Source organism: Singulisphaera photorubra (assembly GCF_045290345.1).
Lineage (GTDB): Bacteria > Planctomycetota > Planctomycetia > Isosphaerales > Isosphaeraceae > Singulisphaera.
Window position 1 is genome coordinate 7098455 of record NZ_CP155447.1, and the last position, 17366, is coordinate 7115820.

General features: G+C 61.1%; 17 protein-coding genes, 1 tRNA gene and 1 pseudogene. 10 read left to right on the top strand and 9 right to left on the bottom strand.

The genetic code is table 11. The annotated features are described in order from the left end of the window. The first annotated feature begins 219 nt into the window (after positions 1-219). The 9 genes and pseudogenes from V5E97_RS26685 to V5E97_RS26725 all read left to right on the top strand — a co-directional run bounded on the left by V5E97_RS26685 (position 220) and on the right by V5E97_RS26725 (position 9217). The gene (locus V5E97_RS26685; protein WP_406694620.1) at positions 220-426 is read left to right on the top strand and encodes a response regulator; all 207 of its coding nucleotides are present in this window, start codon (positions 220-222) and stop codon (positions 424-426) included. A gap of 1042 nt (positions 427-1468) precedes the next feature. Continuing rightward, positions 1469-2014: pseudogene (locus V5E97_RS26690) on the top strand (ice-binding family protein); the annotation flags it as partial. Positions 2015-2085: 71 nt separating this feature from the next. After that, positions 2086-3114 carry a hypothetical protein gene (locus tag V5E97_RS26695; protein WP_406701304.1) on the top strand — a complete coding sequence of 343 codons (1029 nt, stop codon included), beginning with the start codon at positions 2086-2088 and terminating at the stop codon, positions 3112-3114. Between the two features lie 417 nt (positions 3115-3531). Then, the gene (locus tag V5E97_RS26700) at positions 3532-5403 is read left to right on the top strand and encodes an esterase/lipase family protein (RefSeq protein ID WP_406694621.1); all 1872 of its coding nucleotides are present in this window, start codon (positions 3532-3534) and stop codon (positions 5401-5403) included. Continuing rightward, entirely contained in the window at positions 5400-5558 is a 159-nt protein-coding gene (locus V5E97_RS26705) for a hypothetical protein (RefSeq protein ID WP_406694622.1), read from the top strand. The genes V5E97_RS26700 and V5E97_RS26705 overlap by 4 nt, the downstream gene beginning before the upstream one ends. A 51-nt stretch (positions 5559-5609) precedes the next feature. After that, entirely contained in the window at positions 5610-5855 is a 246-nt protein-coding gene (locus tag V5E97_RS26710; RefSeq protein ID WP_406694623.1) for a hypothetical protein, read from the top strand. 253 nt (positions 5856-6108) lie between these two features. After that, positions 6109-6621, top strand: a complete 513-nt coding sequence (locus tag V5E97_RS26715; RefSeq protein ID WP_406694624.1) for an alpha/beta fold hydrolase — start codon at positions 6109-6111, stop codon at positions 6619-6621. Further along, the gene (locus V5E97_RS26720; protein WP_406694625.1) at positions 6618-7025 is read left to right on the top strand and encodes a hypothetical protein; all 408 of its coding nucleotides are present in this window, start codon (positions 6618-6620) and stop codon (positions 7023-7025) included. Before V5E97_RS26715 ends, V5E97_RS26720 begins: the two co-directional genes overlap by 4 nt. Positions 7026-7243: 218 nt before the next feature. Next, positions 7244-9217 carry a DUF2075 domain-containing protein gene (locus V5E97_RS26725; protein ID WP_406694626.1) on the top strand — a complete coding sequence of 658 codons (1974 nt, stop codon included), beginning with the start codon at positions 7244-7246 and terminating at the stop codon, positions 9215-9217. 452 nt (positions 9218-9669) lie between these two features. On the opposite strand, the gene V5E97_RS26730 is transcribed toward V5E97_RS26725, so the two are convergent. The 8 genes from V5E97_RS26730 to V5E97_RS26765 form a co-directional block, all read right to left on the bottom strand. Next, the gene (locus V5E97_RS26730) at positions 9670-10677 is read right to left on the bottom strand and encodes an aldo/keto reductase (protein ID WP_406694627.1); all 1008 of its coding nucleotides are present in this window, start codon (positions 10675-10677) and stop codon (positions 9670-9672) included. A gap of 17 nt (positions 10678-10694) precedes the next feature. Next, complete coding sequence (locus V5E97_RS26735; RefSeq protein ID WP_406694628.1) at positions 10695-11753, bottom strand: NAD(P)-dependent alcohol dehydrogenase; 1059 nt, start codon at positions 11751-11753, stop codon at positions 10695-10697. A 270-nt stretch (positions 11754-12023) separates the two neighbouring features. Then, positions 12024-12401: a hypothetical protein gene (locus tag V5E97_RS26740; RefSeq protein WP_406694629.1), complete on the bottom strand. Its 378-nt coding sequence runs from the start codon at positions 12399-12401 to the stop codon at positions 12024-12026. A 182-nt stretch (positions 12402-12583) separates the two neighbouring features. Further along, positions 12584-12654 (bottom strand) — tRNA-Gln (locus V5E97_RS26745). 58 nt (positions 12655-12712) lie between these two features. Further along, a complete protein-coding gene (locus tag V5E97_RS26750) occupies positions 12713-13387 on the bottom strand; it encodes a redox-sensing transcriptional repressor Rex (RefSeq protein WP_406694630.1) in 675 nt (224 codons plus the stop codon). Positions 13388-13480: 93 nt separating this feature from the next. Further along, positions 13481-14593: a bifunctional diaminohydroxyphosphoribosylaminopyrimidine deaminase/5-amino-6-(5-phosphoribosylamino)uracil reductase RibD gene (gene ribD, locus V5E97_RS26755; protein WP_406694631.1), complete on the bottom strand. Its 1113-nt coding sequence runs from the start codon at positions 14591-14593 to the stop codon at positions 13481-13483. Positions 14594-14634: 41 nt separating this feature from the next. Beyond that, positions 14635-15510 (bottom strand): hypothetical protein, encoded by an 876-nt coding sequence (locus tag V5E97_RS26760; RefSeq protein WP_475297058.1) that lies wholly within the window; start codon positions 15508-15510, stop codon positions 14635-14637. A 135-nt stretch (positions 15511-15645) separates the two neighbouring features. Continuing rightward, entirely contained in the window at positions 15646-16143 is a 498-nt protein-coding gene (locus V5E97_RS26765; protein WP_406701220.1) for an anti-sigma factor family protein, read from the bottom strand. Between the two features lie 380 nt (positions 16144-16523). Here V5E97_RS26765 and V5E97_RS26770 point away from each other — a divergent pair, with 380 nt between their 5' ends. After that, positions 16524-16892, top strand: coding sequence for a hypothetical protein (locus V5E97_RS26770; RefSeq protein WP_406694632.1), 369 nt, complete (start codon positions 16524-16526; stop codon positions 16890-16892). 19 nt (positions 16893-16911) lie between these two features. Here V5E97_RS26770 and V5E97_RS26775 read toward each other — a convergent pair whose 3' ends face one another. Next, positions 16912-17361, bottom strand: a complete 450-nt coding sequence (locus tag V5E97_RS26775) for a hypothetical protein (RefSeq protein ID WP_406694633.1) — start codon at positions 17359-17361, stop codon at positions 16912-16914. Positions 17362-17366 lie beyond the last annotated feature (5 nt).

Below are 17366 nucleotides of genomic sequence, written 5' to 3' on the forward strand. Positions count from 1 at the left end.
ACGACCTACCTCGAGACCAGCCAAGGTCACTCATGACATCACGATGATAATCCTCTGACCGAGCGAGCCACCTCAGAGCATTTGCTGACGTCATCAAAATGGCTCCCCCGCCCCCGGCCCCACCCTCCGGGGGCGTTTCGCTTTGAGGTGGTCCATGGCACACGGTCAATCCCGGCGGTTACACTTCGCGGGACTGGAATGGGCCACGGAACTCGGGCAATGCCGCGAGTGCTCGTGGTCGAAGACGATCCGGCCACGACCTCCATCCTGACCTATCAACTCGCATCGAGGCGTGTGAGCCATATCACCCACGCCACGACGGTCGCCGCTGCGCTCTCGATGTTGGATCTACCGCCCGGACTGGGACATCCTCGACATGGATCTGTCGAGCAGCTCCGGGTTGATGGCCTTGGAAGCCATTCGTAAAGCGAAACTTCCAACTCGCGTCATACGACCGGAGTCGTCCATTGGTTCTGGGGCTTCGCTCCCCTTCCCCAGGCGAGCGGGGAGAGTAAGCTCCCTGTCTTTGGGCGGACGAAGAGCCCTCGGTAACGCGGCGACAGTCTCGAATTGCGGCAGGAAATCACGCGGTTCGATCGAGTCCCGAGCGAGGTCCGGCCATTCGGTCGATAGTGGTGGACTTGAACGGGTCCTCTTAGAGTCTGTCTCGTAAGTTCAGGGAAACCGAAAATTGAAGGCCGTTTGGGTGCCACGGGTTCCGTACTCGGAACCCGTGCGCGCCAGGCCAAGGCATTCCCGCATGGGTTCCGAGTACGGAACCGCATGGCACCCAGCAGATCATTCAAAAGCTCCCGTGGGATTCACCTTCTGGGACAGACTCTTACTGACTCAAGCTCACTCGTCGAGTGTTTCAGCCAGAACAAGACAGTCCCGGTGGAGTCGCCGAGCGAGAGAAGCCAGGGCCAAGGAACACCTTCATGACGCCATCGAAAAGAAATTCCAAGAGGTCACCGACGAGGATGTCCTCGGTTGCTTTCGACATACGGGATTGTGTGCAACTCAATCGTGGACCGTCGCAATCAAGGGAACGGCTTCGCAGTGATCGCACGCACTAAATAAACATTAAAGACGCCAAAAATATCTAAAACAAATTGGTTCGCGAACGAATTAAAGTGCAGCCGGATTTGGTGGCCGAGGCGTGGTTGCGGCGGCCCGTGTCAGATGTCGGTAAAATCCTCGACCTTTGATTGTTCTCGCTCGGGCGGAAGAGATTTGCGAAGCCATGCAATGAGCAAAACATGGGCGAAAATATGATTATTGATTCCTTAAACCTCAATCTTATTAATTTATTAATTTTTGCAATTTTTGATCTATACTCAAGTTGTGGACATCTTGTGCCCCTAACGGAAAGCCCCAGGAGGCATCTTCGATGTCTTTTGCACGCCGAATCATTGGCCGAATCCTCCCGTCAGCGCAAATGCTGGAACAGTTCGAATCCCGAGTCTTGATGGCGACCGCCCCGCCCCTGGGGACGGCAGCGGACTTCGTGGTCCTGGCCGGCTCGACGGTGACCAACACGGGCGCGACCAACCTAGTTGGAAGTGTGGGCGTCAGCCCGGGTTCCGCGATCACCGGTTTTCCTCCAGGCGTCGTGACCGGAGGGACGATCCACGCGGGCGACGCGGTCGCAGCGCAAGCTGAGGCAGATCTCACCACGGCATACAATGTCCTCGTGGGAGAGGCGCCCGATCAGGACTTGACCAATCAAGACTTGGGTGGAAAAACGCTCACGCCGGGAGTTTACCAGTTCACATCATCGGCCCAGTTGACGGGCACGCTCACACTCGACGCCCAGGGTGACCCAGACGCGGTCTTCGTTTTCCTGATCGGGAGCACTCTGACCACGGCAAGCGACTCGTCCGTTCTTCTCATCAACAACGCCAGTGGCTGTAAAATATTCTGGCAGGTGGGGAGTTCGGCTACACTCGGCACTCGCACCGCCTTCGAAGGGAACATTCTCGCGTTAGAAAGCATTACGCTGAACACCGGTGCCACCATAGCATCCGGTCGAGCCTTGGCGCAAAACGGCGCAGTAACCTTGGATACGAACGCCCTTTCCAACGAGTGTACACCGACGCCAACACCGACTCCCACGCCAACGCCAACGCCGACACCGACACCCACGCCAACACCGACACCGACACCGACACCGACACCGACACCGACACCGACACCGACACCGACACCGACACCGACACCGACACCGACACCGACACCAACTCCCACGCCAACACCAACACCGACTCCGACTCCGACTCCGACTCCGACTCCGACTCCCACGCCAACACCGACACCGACACCGACACCGACACCAACTCCGACTCCGACTCCGACACCGACTCCCACGCCAACACCAACACCGACACCGACTCCGACACCAACTCCGACTCCGACTCCACGCCGACACCAACACCAACTCCGACTCCGACTCCCACGCCAACACCGACACCGACACCGACACCGACTCCGACACCGACACCGACACCGACTCCGACTCCGACTCCGACTCCGACTCCGACTCCGACACCAACACCGACACCGACTCCGACTCCGACTCCGACTCCGACTCCGACACCGACTCCGACTCCGACACCGACTCCGACTCCGACACCGACTCCGACGATTTCTCTACGGCGATTCGGCTACCACGCGAAGCCCACGATTCTGGTGCTCTCGTTTAAGACCCCCCTCGACCCGGCGCGGGCTCAAGATCCAAGAAATTACCGAATAACAACCCTTGGCGGCCCCGGTCGGGGCGGAGCACTCTACGGGCACTTGATCGGCATCCGCTCGGCGATTTATGACCCGGCTACGCTCACCGTCACGCTTCACCCCGTTGAGCGGCTTGACATTCACAACCACTACCTCTTGACTGTCAATATGACGTCATCTGAACGACTGACTGGATCGAAGGGGGAGTCCCTCGGCGGGGATTATTCGGCAGTGATTTCGCGGAGCACGCTGGCCGGGGCAGCGTCGAAGACGCCAAACGCCAAGTTGGTTCGGGAGACAGCCTCCCCTCGAATGACGCCATTCACCCGGTTCGCGATGTCACCGAATCGGCGGCTCAAGGGTGGAATTGGCTCGCCTTAGGCCGAATGATTCAGACAGGACCCAAATAAAAAGGCCTCTGGTGGCGTTCAACGTGTTGCTACAACAGCACGTTGAACGCCACCAGAGGCCTCTCTTGCGAGTATACAGCCTGTCCCGCCGTTGTCATTCGATCTCTTCTCGAAACGACCTTCCCCAGGACAAGCCAGCTTCGTCAAGGCATTGGAATTATCAGAAATTATTGAAATTCATTATCACTGCCGCAATTCCGGATGAGCCTTGAGAATTACGACGAGACGAACAAGAAGCGCGGGGAGGGTTGGAGTTGGCACGCCAGTGCTCGACGAACTGGAGCAACCTTGGGACAAAGTTTCGCCCGGTTGGTGTCGATGATGGACGGAGTGTGTTGCGGATCGAGGGATGATCCTCCTCTGCGTGCTCAGGGATGAGGTGCACCCCGTGTCGCGACGACGCTTGTCTCTTGCTCTCCTGGTCGTGATAAATTTGGCGGGATGCTCGTCGCTGAACTCGTTGAGGGTCCGCGAGCCCGAGCCCAGGCCGGGCGGGCACGGGCTGAGCGCGCGGTCGCGCGGTGTTCTGAAGAGCCACCATCTGCTGGCGACGTTCAAGCATCACCCCGAGTTATCCGCCCTGGCGCTCCGCCCTGCGGCGGAAAGCGGGCGAGATCCGGACGCGGTACTCGCCCTGGCCGAGGTCTCCTACCGCGTGGGGAGGCAAATCGACGCGATCCAGCCCCGAAAGGCCATGAAATGGTACCGCGACGGCGCCGCGTATGCCGCATTCGCCCTGGGTAGCGGCAACGTTAACGACGCGGTGCTTGCCGGTGAGGTTCACGATGCGTCGGTCGCGCGGTTGGTGCGGTTGGTCGCCCGATCGCCCGTGTCCCTGTCTCGGAAACCGTGGGCGACATCGCTGGCGGAGGCCGGGGTTACGGCCACGTCGTCTCGCTCGTTCCTCAGGCCCGCCCGCGTGGAGACGATTCACGTCGCGTCCGACCTCCGCGTACGCGGGATGAATGCCTACCACTCGCGTGACGGAATGGGCGTGCCCGTGGTGGCTTGCCGATACGTGGACCACGATGCCCCCCTGGACGTCCAAGACACGTTATATGGGCTGGAACTAATCCTGCCCGCGACAGCCGTCATGCGCCCGATGGGCAACCTTGAGGGCGGAGCATGGCGGCGGATGCCGGTTCATCTCGAACTCTGCGACTCGTACAACCAGGATCGGGTTGCGATCGGTGGCCGATCGTTCATGATGGCCGCGAACTTCACCGCCCCTACCGCCTACGAGGCGAACCGATCCGAGGCGCGTAACCTGGGCGTGCTCGGCACGCTCAACCCGATCAAGGCCAAGGAACTCGCGGGCGTGCTCATGCCTCGCCCCTACGAGCCGGGCAAGATCCCCGTGGTGTTCATCCACGGGCTGGCGAGCCAGCCGTCCACGTGGCTCACGGCCTATAACGACTTGCTGAGCGATCCCGAGATCCGCAAAAAGTACCAGCTTTGGGCCGTCCGCTATCCCTCGGGCGAGCCGATGGCGGTCTCCTCTGACATCATCAAGAAGTTGATCCGCGAGACCTGTAAGAAGCTGGACCCCATGGGCTCGGACCAGGCGCTCAATGGGATGGTGGTCGTGGGCCACAGCATGGGCGGGATCATGACCAAGGGAATGATCAGCGACACGGGCGATGCACTCTGGAACGCGGGGTTCACTCGCCCCCTGGAATCGGTCGTGGCGTCGGACTCCACACGCAAAATGCTCGCTGATTATTACTTCCTCAAGCCCGAGCCCTATATCGCCCGTGCCGTGCTGATCGCCGCGCCTCTGGCGGGCAGTCGCGAGGCCGTGACCGTGCCCGGCCGCCTGACCTCGCGTTTCATCCGCCCCGAAGACGTCCTCCAGCCGATCCGGGACCAGTTGATCGCGGACAACGGTGTGGACCTGATCCAGCCCTATTTTCGACCCAAGCTGCTCAACGGTGTGAATGGACTGAACCCCGAGAATCCGAGCCTCAAGGTCATCAAAGAATCGCCCATCGCGCCCCGGATTCCCTTCCACACGATCATCGCGGTATTGAACCCGGGCTCGGACATTCCCATGGATCGGATTACCGACGGCTTGGTGCGTTACCCCAGCGCCCACCTCGAAGGAGCCCAGTCAGAATACTTTGTCCGATCCTGGCACACCTGCCTCACGAAACCGGAGACCTCGGCGGAAGTGCTGCGGATCCTGCACCTGCATCTGGACGAGCTTGCAGCTCGATCAGCCCCCGCCCCCGATGATAAAGTCAGACGAGGATCGCCGTGACGAGCTTTCCGACCGCCCGAATCAGAGCCCCAACTCCAGGGGAGTCAGCCGTACGGATCCCGGTCGACCCGCCTGATCACCTGATCCTCGACTTCGACGCCACCAATGACCGGATCCACGGCCATCAAGAGGGGCGGTTCTTTCACGGCGATTGAAACAATTGCTGATTTTTTCCATTGCAAGTCTGCTACGACAACGAGTTGTTGGTGGCCTCCCTTCATCGCATCAAATCACACAACCACAAGCATGCTATAGCCGTCCTGAATTTGCTGTTGCAACGACTCCGCCTCGCCTGGCCCGAGGTGAAGGTTACGATCCGAGCCGACAGCGGATTCTGCCGCTGGCGACTGATTCGAGACATCGCCACGGCAGACAAGCGCCCGAAGACACGTTATCCTGCGTTTCTGGAGCAAGAACCGCTCGTTGTAACGCCGATGAGGCAACGAAAATAATGGGAGAGTATCGGATCTCGAAATCGTGGCTTACGAAGCGGATCGAATCTGACGACTCCGATTGGGCCTGGGCAGCCTCCCAATTCGAACACGAAATCCAGGCCGGAGATGAACTCTGGCACTTCGATGAGCCGGCTCCGCCGGGAATCCACGCAGGGGCAATGGGCGTGGCTCTCGTCCGGGCCGGTGAGCCGATCCGAATCGCCATCGACGCCATTCATTGAGCCGACCCACGGCTGAGCGGAGCAAGAGCGTGCCTGACAAGGAATCAAGACGAAAAAGGCTCTTAAAGATCCTCTTCCTCCACGGCTGGCACTCGGTTCCGGGCGGCTTGAAACCGTCCTACCTCGCCCAGCACTGCCACGAGGTCATCAACCCGGCCCTTGATGACGACGACTTCGCCGAGGCCGTTCGGACCGCCCAGGCCGAGTATGACCGGTGCCAACCCGACGTGATCGTCGGCTCGTCCCGTGGTGGTGCGGTGGCTTTGAACCTGAATTCAGGCGCGACCCCACGGGTTCTGCTCTGCCCGGCCTGGAAGAAGTGGGGGACTGTCAAGACGATCGAACGCGGCACGGTCATCCTCCACTCCGAGGCCGACGACGTGATCCCGATCGCCGACAGCCGAGAGCTCGTGCAGCTCAGTGGCTTGCCCGAGTCGGCCCTGGTCGTCGTGGGCAGCGATCACCGACTGGCTGACCCCGAGCCGTTGAAGGCGATGCTGGACGCCTGCGAATGTGCGGCATCGAGCTTGAGGTCACCATGAATCCGGGGGAAGTTCGCAAGCCCCATGACTGTCTGAGATTCATCCCCAGTCGGGTCGAGGGGTTGCCCGAAGTTGCCGAGGTCATCGTCTACCCTGATCGACTGGAACTGCTCTCCGCGGAAACGTCTTTGGTTTTCCGCTTCGCCGAAATCGCTCAGTGGCCTCGCCCCGCCTGGCTGAGAAAGCGGCTCTTTCGCTTCGGGTGGCGCCCCAGGTGGCTGCCGGTCGGCGATCGGGATTGGTTCCACCCGCCCCGTGACCGGTTCTTCACCTTCTACACCGAGCCACCGATCACCGTTTTCCTGACCGACGAGGATCGAGAAATGGGCTACGGCGAGACCCTCTTCAGGCAAGTGCAAGACGTGATCGAGTCAGGCGGGTTTGCCACTTACGATCTGGGATAGCCCCCTTCCGAAATCTCGCGAGCCAGGAGCGTTGGAGCCGCACTCCGTTCCCCCCTCATCCTCCAACGGCCTCGAGGAAGGCGTTATAGCAATCCGAGTTGCCCGGCCAGGATTCGACCATCGAGGCAAACCGTTAACTGGTAGATATTGCCTGGGCTAGCGAGGGCGAGTAGCGTGCATGTGCTGTCCCTCGACCGAGGTCCCCTCAGGTCCCCTCTATGCCCGCCTTTTATCGAAGACCGCTTTGCGAATTTGTCTCCGACGATCAAGACTTCATCATTGGCCGCCTGACGAGTGAGGCTTCCCGAGCGGGGTTCTTTCAGCAAATCCATGCTCAAACCGCAGCCTGGCAGGTCGAACTCGAAATCCTCAAGAAGTGTGTCCAGCACTTGCTGGACGAGTTCGAGTCGACGACCTGGCAGATCCTCCTCGAGTATCCCATCCCGCGACGTGGAAAGCGCATCGACGCAATTCTCATCGCGGGTTCGGTACTGCTCGTTCTTGAATTCAAGTGTGGTGTTTGTGACTACAACCGCGACGCCATCGCCCAGGTCGAGGACTATTGCCTCGACCTGAGGGATTTTCACCGAGAGAGCTCCCGCAGGCTGATCGTGCCCCTGCTCGTCTCGACCGAAGCGGCCGATACGGACGAGCCAGCCCAGGAGGATGGAGACTGGGTAAAACCAACCTGGCGAGCAAACGGGCGGGATCTACCATCGAAAGTCGCAGCATGTTTGAGGCGTTACTGCGACAAGCACCAAACTCAGATCGATCCAGAGAGATGGGACACGAGCGACTATCTACCGACCCCGACCATCATCGCGGCCGCTCAGGCTCTGTACGGCGGACAGAACGTGAGGGAGATTTCGCGCTGCCATGGCGGCATCGAGAACTTGACGCGTACGACTGATGCCGTAATCAGAGCTGTCGAAAAGGCCTGCAATGAACAACGGAAACTGATTTGTTTCATCACGGGAGTGCCGGGAGCAGGGAAAACACTTGCCGGCCTCAATATCGTCCACAACCGGAAACTTCACGACGGCGACCTCGGGATCTTTCTCTCTGGGAATGGCCCGCTCGTGCGCGTCCTGACCGAAGCTCTCTCTCGAGATGCGGCACAACGCACTCACCAAAACCTCCAGCAATCACGTCGGAAGGTGGAAACGTTCATTCAGAACGTCCATCGATTTATCGACGCTTACTTCGGTGACACGACCAAAATTCCCGTCGATAAGGTTGTCGTGTTCGATGAGGCGCAGCGTGCATGGGACGCCGTCCAGTCGGCGAGGAAATTCAAACGCGATTTCTCCGAACCCGAGATCCTTCTTGAGATCATGAACCGCCACCCCGATTGGTCGGTGATCGTTGCTCTGGTCGGAAACGGACAGGAAATCAACCGTGGCGAGGCAGGACTTGCGGAGTGGGGGAGAGCAATTTCCACCCGGTATTCCCACTGGGATGTCTTCGTCTCACCGGAACTCAAGGTCGGAATGCATACGACCGGCGCCTGCCTCTTCCCAGAAACACCCGAAGGGATTTCTATCACCGAAGACAGTTCGCTCCACCTGAACATCAACCTGCGATCCTACAAGGCCGAGGTGCTCTCGGAGTTCGTCGACGCAATTCTCCGGCTCGACTCCGAACGCGCGCGTTGCCTCGCGATTCGCCTCAACGAATTCCCAATAGCCATTACTCGAGAGCTCTCCGTAGCGAAAGAGTGGCTGAGAAACCGCCAGCGGGGACACCGTCGCGTGGGACTCGTCGCGAGTAGCGGGGGGCGACGTTTGCGAGCTCATGGTCTCGACGTCACCGCGGATCTTGAGGTGGAGAATTGGTTCCTCAATGAGCGAACCGACGTCCGCTCCTCGCACTACCTCGAAGTCCCGGCGACGGAGTTTGCCGTCCAGGGGCTCGAACTCGATTGGACGGGGCTCTGCTGGGGCGGAGATTTATACCCAGAAGAAAGCAAGTGGACCTGCCGAGCATTCCGTGGAACGAAATGGCAACAGGTGCGCGATCCCTCGACACATCGCTTTATCGTCAATAAATACCGAGTTTTACTGACTCGGGCACGCGAAGGAATGATCATCTGGGTACCTCCAGGTGACTCCACGGATCCTACCCGCCCATCGTGGATCTACGATCGAGTTGCCGAATACCTCTCTCAATGCGGTCTGAAAGCAATCTCCTGAATTGTGTTCGCCTGGCGATCGCATGCATCGGTTGTTCCTGTTCACCGACGGAGAACAGGAAATCGAGATCAAAATCGGTTCCACATAGGCAAGACACAAGTCGCCACTCATTGCTTCATCGATGTCCATCCGTCACGATCGGAGCTCGGGAGACCTGGGTCGGACGTGTTCCCAGACCAACGCAACGAGGCCGTGAGAGAATCGCTCTCTCACGGCCTCGATGATCGTGTTACAGCAATCAAAGCTACACAGCCCGGGTTCGAACCTTGCAGCGACCTGTTTCGGCTTTCCCTTGGGTCTACCACCGGGTTGAGGACGCCAAGGACACATGCGGGGGCAGGTGCCTGAAAGAGCGAATCGATGCGCACGGTGCCGGTGAAATCATCTACCGGCCCCTTGGTGGAAGATCGCGAGCCGCTTCACTTCATTTCCATCGGATTCTCCATCGTCGGTCAGCGACCGGTCATTTGCTCCAGCTTTTCGGGGTATCGAGCACCTTGCACCGTGATCTTCGAGGCAGCGTCTTCGATGTCACGTAGATCGTCGGGCGTAAGTTCGACCGAAACTGCACCGAGGTTTTCGTCCAAGCGATGCAGCTTGGTGGTGCCTGGAATGGGAACAATCCAGGGCTTCTGGGCCAGCAGCCAGGCGAGTGCGATCTGAGCAGGCGTCGCCCCCTTCCGTTCGGCGATGGTGCCGAGCAGGTCGATCAGGGCCTGATTCGCCTTGAGGGCTTCCGGCGTGAAGCGAGGGAGCGTGCTGCGGAAGTCCGAGCTGTCGAACGTCGCCTTCTCGTCGATCTTGCCCGTGAGGAAGCCCTTGCCCAGCGGGCTGTACGGGACGAGGCCGATCCCCAGCTCCTCGAGAGCCGGTATCACTTCCTTCTCGGGGGTCCTCGTCCACAGCGAGTATTCGCTCTGGAGGGCGGTGATCGGCTGAACGGCGTGTGCCCGGCGTATCGTCTGGACTCCTGCCTCGGAAAGGCCAAAGTGCTTGACCTTGCCTTCCTGAATCAGTTCCTTCACCGCGCCGGCCACGTCTTCGATCGGCACGTCCGGGTCGACCCGGTGCTGATAGAGCAGGTCGATGACATCAACCTTGAGGCGTTTGAGCGAGCCCTCGACGGCCTGCTTGATGTGCTCCGGCCGGCTGTTCAAGCCCGGCAGGCCCTTCATTCCGCGGGGATCGAAGTCAGGATTGAGGTCGAACCCGAACTTGGTTGCGATGACCACCTTACCGCGGAAGGGCGCGAGGGCTTCGCCCACCAGTTCCTCGTTTGTGAACGGGCCGTACACCTCGGCGGTGTCGAAGAACGTGACGCCACGTTCCACGGCCGCCCGGAGCAGAGAGGTCATCTCTTGTTTGTCCTTCGGCGGGCCGTAGGAAAAGCTCATCCCCATGCAGCCGAGCCCGATGGCCGAGACTTCCAGGTTGCGATTTCCGAGTTTGCGATTCTGCATGTGTTGCCCCTTCGATGTTATTCGGAGTTGAGGGACGCCATGTCGATGGTGAAGCGGTACTTCACGTCGGACGTGAGAAGCCTTTCGTAGGCCTCGTTGACCTTCTGGATGGGGATGACTTCGACGTCGGCGGTGATGTTGTGTTCGCCGCAGAAGTCGAGCATCTCCTGCGTCTCGGGGATGCCGCCGATGTTCGAGCCGGACAGGCTGCGACGCCCCATGATCAGGCCGAACGCGGAGACCGCGAGCGGCTTCGGCACAGCACCGACGAGGGTCAGGTTCCCATCGAGGCGAAGCAGGTTGAGGTACGCGTTGATGTCGTGCTCGGCGGAGACGGCGTCGAGGATGAAATCGAAGCTGCCGGCATGCTTCTGCATCGCGTTCGTATCGCGTGAGATGACGACCTCGTCGGCTCCGAGACGCAGGGCATCTTCCTTCTTGTGGGGCGACGTGGTGAAGACGACGACGTGCGATCCAAGTGCATGTGCGAACTTGACGCCCATGTGGCCGAGCCCGCCGAGACCGACCACACCGACCTTCTTGCCCTTGGTGACGCCCCAGTGACGCATAGGCGAGTAGGTCGTGATCCCGGCACAGAGAAGCGGAGCGGCCCCGGCGAGGTCGAGATTGGAGGGAACGCTGAGGACAAAATGTTCGTCGACGACGATGCTATCGGAATAGCCGCCGTAGGTGACGCTGCCGAGGTGTTTGTCCGGGGAGTTGAAGGTGAGCGTCAGGTTCGGGCAGAACTGCTCAAGGCCAGCCTGGCAGTTGGGGCAGGTGCGATCCGAATCGACCAGGCAGCCGACCGCCGCGAGGTCGCCGGACTTGTACTTCGTGACCGCGGAGCCGACCTTGGTGACCCGCCCGATGATTTCATGCCCCGGAACAATCGGGTAGACCGTAGGCATGAACTCGCTCCACTCGTTGCGAACCGAATGGAGGTCGGAGTGGCAGATGCCGCAGAAAAGGATCTCGATCTGCACGTCGTGTTCTGTGAGATCACGCCGCGTGATCGCGGAAGCGGCAAGCGGCGACGTGTCACTCGCAGCAGAGTAGGCTTTCGCGCTGTACATGGCTGATTCTCCAAGATTTGGAAATGCACCAGCAGTCAGCGAGAGCAATCTCGATCATATCGCGAGCCGCGTCGCGCTCGCTCGTTTCGTTCCCGGCGACGATGCCTACCAGACCGGCTTTCCGAGGTTTATTAGAGGCCAAAGGCCCGGAAACAGAAAGGAACGTTTATCCAAAATGTTTGCCTAATCCTACTCAGCTCCAGGGGATTCACCCACGCAAAGGCGATGATGGCAACCTAATCCTCTGTTGGCCTGAGCAATGCCAGACCACTAACCAGTCGGCCACTTCGCCCGCATCGCCCGGGTCGTGAAGCAATATCCACCTCGAGCATGCGAAACCGCTTGGCCTCGCGCATCCTCTCCTCTTTCGCCCCCGCGGTGTAATCCGATTCGTAATCGTGCGAAAACCGCCGCGACGAACGCGGGCTGATTCTTGAGCCGGCCGTCGGAGCGCAAGAAGCGGCCGAGCTCAGCGCCCTCCGGCACTGTGAGCCGGCCGCGTTCCAGCAACCGGAGATTCTCGCGGCAGCGCGAAAGGTCCTGCTCAGCCTCGACCTCATCGGTCGTGCCGAGTGCCATCAGATCGCTTGTTTGGCCGTGATGAAACTTGATCAGGAACTGACGGCCGCGTCGCCCGACCCACGCCATGGGTCACTTCCCGGGAGAATGATGGGGCGTTGTGCCAGCAACGTGATCCCCAGGCGGGAGCAACGTCTGCACCCAATTTGCACCCAGTCCGGGGGCGGAACGCAAAAGGCACCTCGGGAGTTCATCCCCGAAGTGCCTTTGTGAGAAGCGTTTGCGTTGAATCAAGTCAAACGAAAGAAGAGCTACCCGGCCAGGATTCGAACCTGGAAAGACAGGACCAAAACCTGTCGTGATACCGTTTCACCACCGGGTATTCAGTCGATTCAATCGACGAGGATGTATTCTAACGAGCAAAGGCCGGGGCGAAAAGCCTAGCCCACATAAGAAATCCCACCTTGGGTGTTTTGAACCTTGTAGGCGAGGTGTTCGAGCTGGATCGAGAGGTCAATCGCCACGACGCTGACCGAGGGGGGAACGCTGAGCGGGATGGGCGCGAAGTTCATGATTCCCAGGATGCCGCAAGCCACCATCTGGTCGGCCACGCGCTGGGCGACCTCGGCCGGGACGCTCAGTACCGCGAGGGTCACGTTGCGGGCGGCGACGATTTTCGCCATCGCCTCGATCGGCTCGACGACCAGGCTGTCATGGGTCCGACCGACTTTTTGGGGGTCGTTGTCGAAGAGCGCGACGATGTGGAACCCGCGGCTCCGAAAGCCACGATAGCGTAACAAGGCACGGCCGAGGTTGCCGAGACCGACCAAGGCCAAGGGCAGGTCACGGTCAATTCCGAGGATACGGCGGAGGGCCGGGATCAGCTCTTCGATCCGATAGCCGATCCCTGGATAGCCGAACTGACCGAAGAAGGCCAGGTCCTTGCGGACCTGCGCATTGTGGATCGCCAGCGCGGCGCCGAGCTGGCTGCTGGAAATCGTCGTTTGCCCTTGCCGCTGAAAGGTTTCGAGCTGGCGGAGATAGAGACTGACCCGGCCTACCACGGCCTTGGGGGCCAACTTATCTCCCGAAGAGTCGCGTCGTGGGTCCCTCACGAGGTGGGAAGCTCCGTGGGACGGTTCAGGCATAATCCATGCCGTTCACCAGTTAAGTTCGACTCTACCCCCCTTCCGCGGGTGGGGTCAAGGTCACTCGAGACGGCGCCAGGATGGAGGGAATACCCCTTGGAGACGAATATCGCCGTCGATCAGGCTGACCTGCTGCCTCTCGAGTCGGAGGGCGTCGGCCATTCGCGATCGTCCCTCGCCCTGAGCGGGAGTGAACCTCGGTTGGCCCCCTTCCACCCGCGCCGCGATGAACACATCCACCGCATCGACCTGGCCGGCGTCGAGGAAGGCCCCCAGGATCCGCCCTCCTCCTTCCACCAGCAGGTTGGTCATGCCCCGGCGGCCAAGCTCGTCGAGAAGCAGGAGGATCGGAACGGGGCCCGTACCGGGAAACGGGAGGATCTCACAGCCCAGAGCAGCCAGCGCCTCGCGACGTTCAGGCGTGGCACGCTCGGTCAGGGCGACCAGCATGGGGATCTCCCGCGCGGTCAGGGCGAGCCGGCTGGTCGTCGGGAGTCGGCCCGCGCCATCGAGCACGACCCGGGCGGGAACGCGCGGACCGGGAGGGCGGGCCGTCAGTTCCGGGTCGTCGGCCAGGGCGGTCTCGATCCCGACCAGGATTGCGTCCATCTGTCCGCGGACCTCGTGAACCAACACCCGCGAGCGCGGACCGGAGATCCAACGGCTATCTCCCGAGGCCGTGGCGGTCTTGCCGTCGAGGGTCATCGCCCACTTGGCGGTGACGTAGGGCCGGCCCGTCGCCAGGCGCTTGAGGTAGGGCGCATTGAGCCGCTCGGCCCCGTCGGATTCGACGCCCACTTCGATCGCCAGGCCTGCCTCGCGGAGCCGGGCCAATCCTCCACCGGCGACCTTCGGGAACGGGTCGCGCATCGCGGCCACCACGCGAGTCACACCGGCGGCCAGGATCGCCTCGGTACAAGGGGGCGTCTTGCCGACGTGGCAGCAGGGTTCGAGCGTGACATAGAGCGTGGCCCCTTGCGCAAGGTCACCCGCTCGGCTCAGGGCCTCGACTTCGGCGTGGGGGGCGCCGAACCGCGTGTGGTGGCCGAACCCAACCAGCCGGCCGTCGCGCACCACGACCGACCCGACCATCGGGTTCGGCTCGACGGCGCCTCGGCCACGCTCGGCTTCCGCCAAGGCCCGCCGCATCCAGAAGAAGTCATCACTGGCCACGCCGAAGATCTCGCAAAACAAAAAAGGGCCTCTGTCGGGGCTCAGATCGGGGGGCCCGTCGACGGAGTCGGGGTGGTAACGGGGGGCTTCACAGGCTTCACGGCCTCCCGGGCCGGTGCGTCCGGGCCCGGCCCGGACGCAGGGATCTCCTTGCCATCCCGATAGATCAGGCGATAGAGGATCGTCAGCCGACGCCTCGCTTCTTCGGGGGCGAGGTGATCGAACGTCGTCCGGATCCACGAGGGCATCGCGGTCTCGAACCGCAACAGGTTGGCGGCACTGACTGGCTTCGGCGGATTCGCAACGAAGTAATAGTTGTTCACCAGCCGGCGGCGATCGATCGCCTGCTTCTCCGAATCCTTGTTGAGTTGATTGCGGAGCCAGCCTTTCGCCTGAAGTTTTGCGTCGAGTTGCTTCGCCGTCTCCGCTTCCTCCTTGGGAGTGAGTTGCGGCAGCGGCCCGATCTTCGCTTGGCGAGAGAGCTCGAGCAGCCGTTTCATGCGGTCACGCGGTCCAAGCTTCTCGATTTCAGCACGCTCGACAGGAGTGAGCGTGAACCAGAACCGAAGCATCTGGGCCACCTCGAACGGGGACCGGCCGCGAAGATCAGCGAGTTGAAAGAGTAAATACGTCGGGGCTTGATCCACGTCCTGCCCTTGTTTGTCGCGCAGCTTGGCGATCAAGGCCAGCTTATCCTTGGGAGCCTTGGCCTCGAGGAGCTGCGTCCGCTCATTCTCCGAGAGGGTCTGGAGCCAGAGATGATACCGACGAAGAACCGCGTGATAATTGGCCCGCTCGAGCGGCGGCAAGGTCGCCAGTTTCTCGTCGAGGGTCCGGATCGCCGCTTTCTCGTGACGGTCGAGGCGATCGAACTCGCGGATCTTCTCGGCCAGGATGACGCGCTGCTCGCGGGGCATGGACCGCAAGCGTTGCCAGTTCTCATCCTCGCCGGCCCCGGCGAGGATGGTAAGTGCCAGTCCGATCAACAGGTGCGGGGCGAGCCGACGGCCAGGCAACGGTGACATACGCGATCGATCTCGTGAGGCCTTTTTTTAGTCGGCGCCAGTGCCGAACTCGGGGGAGTGCGCCAGGATTTCGAGAAGCTCAAAGCTATCAACTTCGCGATATTCGTCGAGGTGCTCGGCGATCGAAAGGTCGCGAGCCAGCCGGGCCGTGGGGTTGGGCCAGACCCACTGTGTGATCGCGAAACCGGCCCCCACGGTCAGTAGCCCCACCATCATCCAGACGGCCACCCGAAGGACGCGTTGAGTCGTCTGCCGGACTGCCGACTCGAACCGGCCCCCTTCGGTCGAGAGCCGGTGAACCTCGGTCAACGTCCGCGCCGTGAAATCATCGGAGACTTGGCCCCGGGGAAGATGGTCGAGCAGCGACCAGGTCTTCTCCAGCGACTCGATCTCGCGCCGGGCTGTGGCGCTCTTGGTCAACTTGGTGGCGATCGCCTGCGCCTCAGCCTCGTTGAGTTCACCGTCGAGGTAGGCGACCAGGTTGGAGCGTTCGGCGGACGTCAGTCGTTGCTGGTCGGGACCCATCGCCACGAGGCACCTCGTTACCAGGTTCGCTGATCGCGAGCCACTCTCCACTCAAAGAACGAACCCCAAAACCACCGCGAGGTCTCGCATCGGAAGTTGAGGATCTTCGCGAAAAAACCGTGAGACTTCTCTTCCGGCCCTCGTCCTCAGGCGACGCGGTCAGAGGAATCGCTCGAAGGAAAAAACACTATACACGGATTTTGTGTCCCCCAACAAGCGGCCGAATCATTCACGTGAGATTCCGACCGAAAGGTGTTGTCGTCAGGCTTGAGCTTGAAGTAGGAGCGGGCGATCCGTGATGATGTTGTTGGTCGTATCCGAACGTCCGCCGCGATCGGTCACCCACATGGCTGCGACCTGACTTTGGAGCGCATCCCGCCGTGAACTTCTTCACGACTAAACCACCGTGGTATATCCCGCTCGCCCTCTTTCTGATGGCGATGCTCGTCGGGCTCCTCATGGCCTACCGACTTTGGCAGGAGATGCACGAAGACGACGATCCGGCCTCGGATCATGAGCGGCTGAGCGAATTGGAAGAAGCGCACTTTGCAGGCGAGTTGGACGCCGACGAGTTGCGACGGGTCCGCGAACTGCTCAGCCGCTCGAATTCCCCGAGCCCCCCCGAGCCTTTGCGGCGCCGCCCGCCACTCCAGCCGGAATCGCCCCCCTCGACCTCGACGGGCGGTAACGACGCCCCGGACCCAGGCGATTCGCCGGAGGACTTCCCAACGAGCGAGCCGCCGGGTTGATTCCCGATGGCTGGCCCGCTTAGTTCTTGACCGGCTCGTTCTCGATCAGATCCTTGGCGCTCGACTCTGGGATAGCCTTCCACGGGAACTCAATCGACTGTTCGTCCGTGGTGATCGTGACGGTGCCGTTGATGGCGCGAAGGTCGTCGGCCACGACCCCGCTGTACTCGGCCTTTCGCGAGTCGCGAACGACCGAGAATCGCACCTTCTTGCCGACCAATTTGAGGTCAGTGACCCGGACGGCCGGCAGGTCGTCAAATCGCTCTCGCGCGGCGATCTTGGTGCCAAGGCCCTCGATCTCGAGCACGTGGCGATGAGTTTCGCCCGCGGTATCCTTCCACGTCCAGGTCCAGTTGCCCGCCAGTTTGGGGACATCCTCAGCGCGCGTGTTGGCCTGAAACGTGACGGTGATCAAGAGGCCGCCGAGCGCGGCCAAGCGGGCGAGACGGATCCGAGGGGAAGCACTCATAGGAA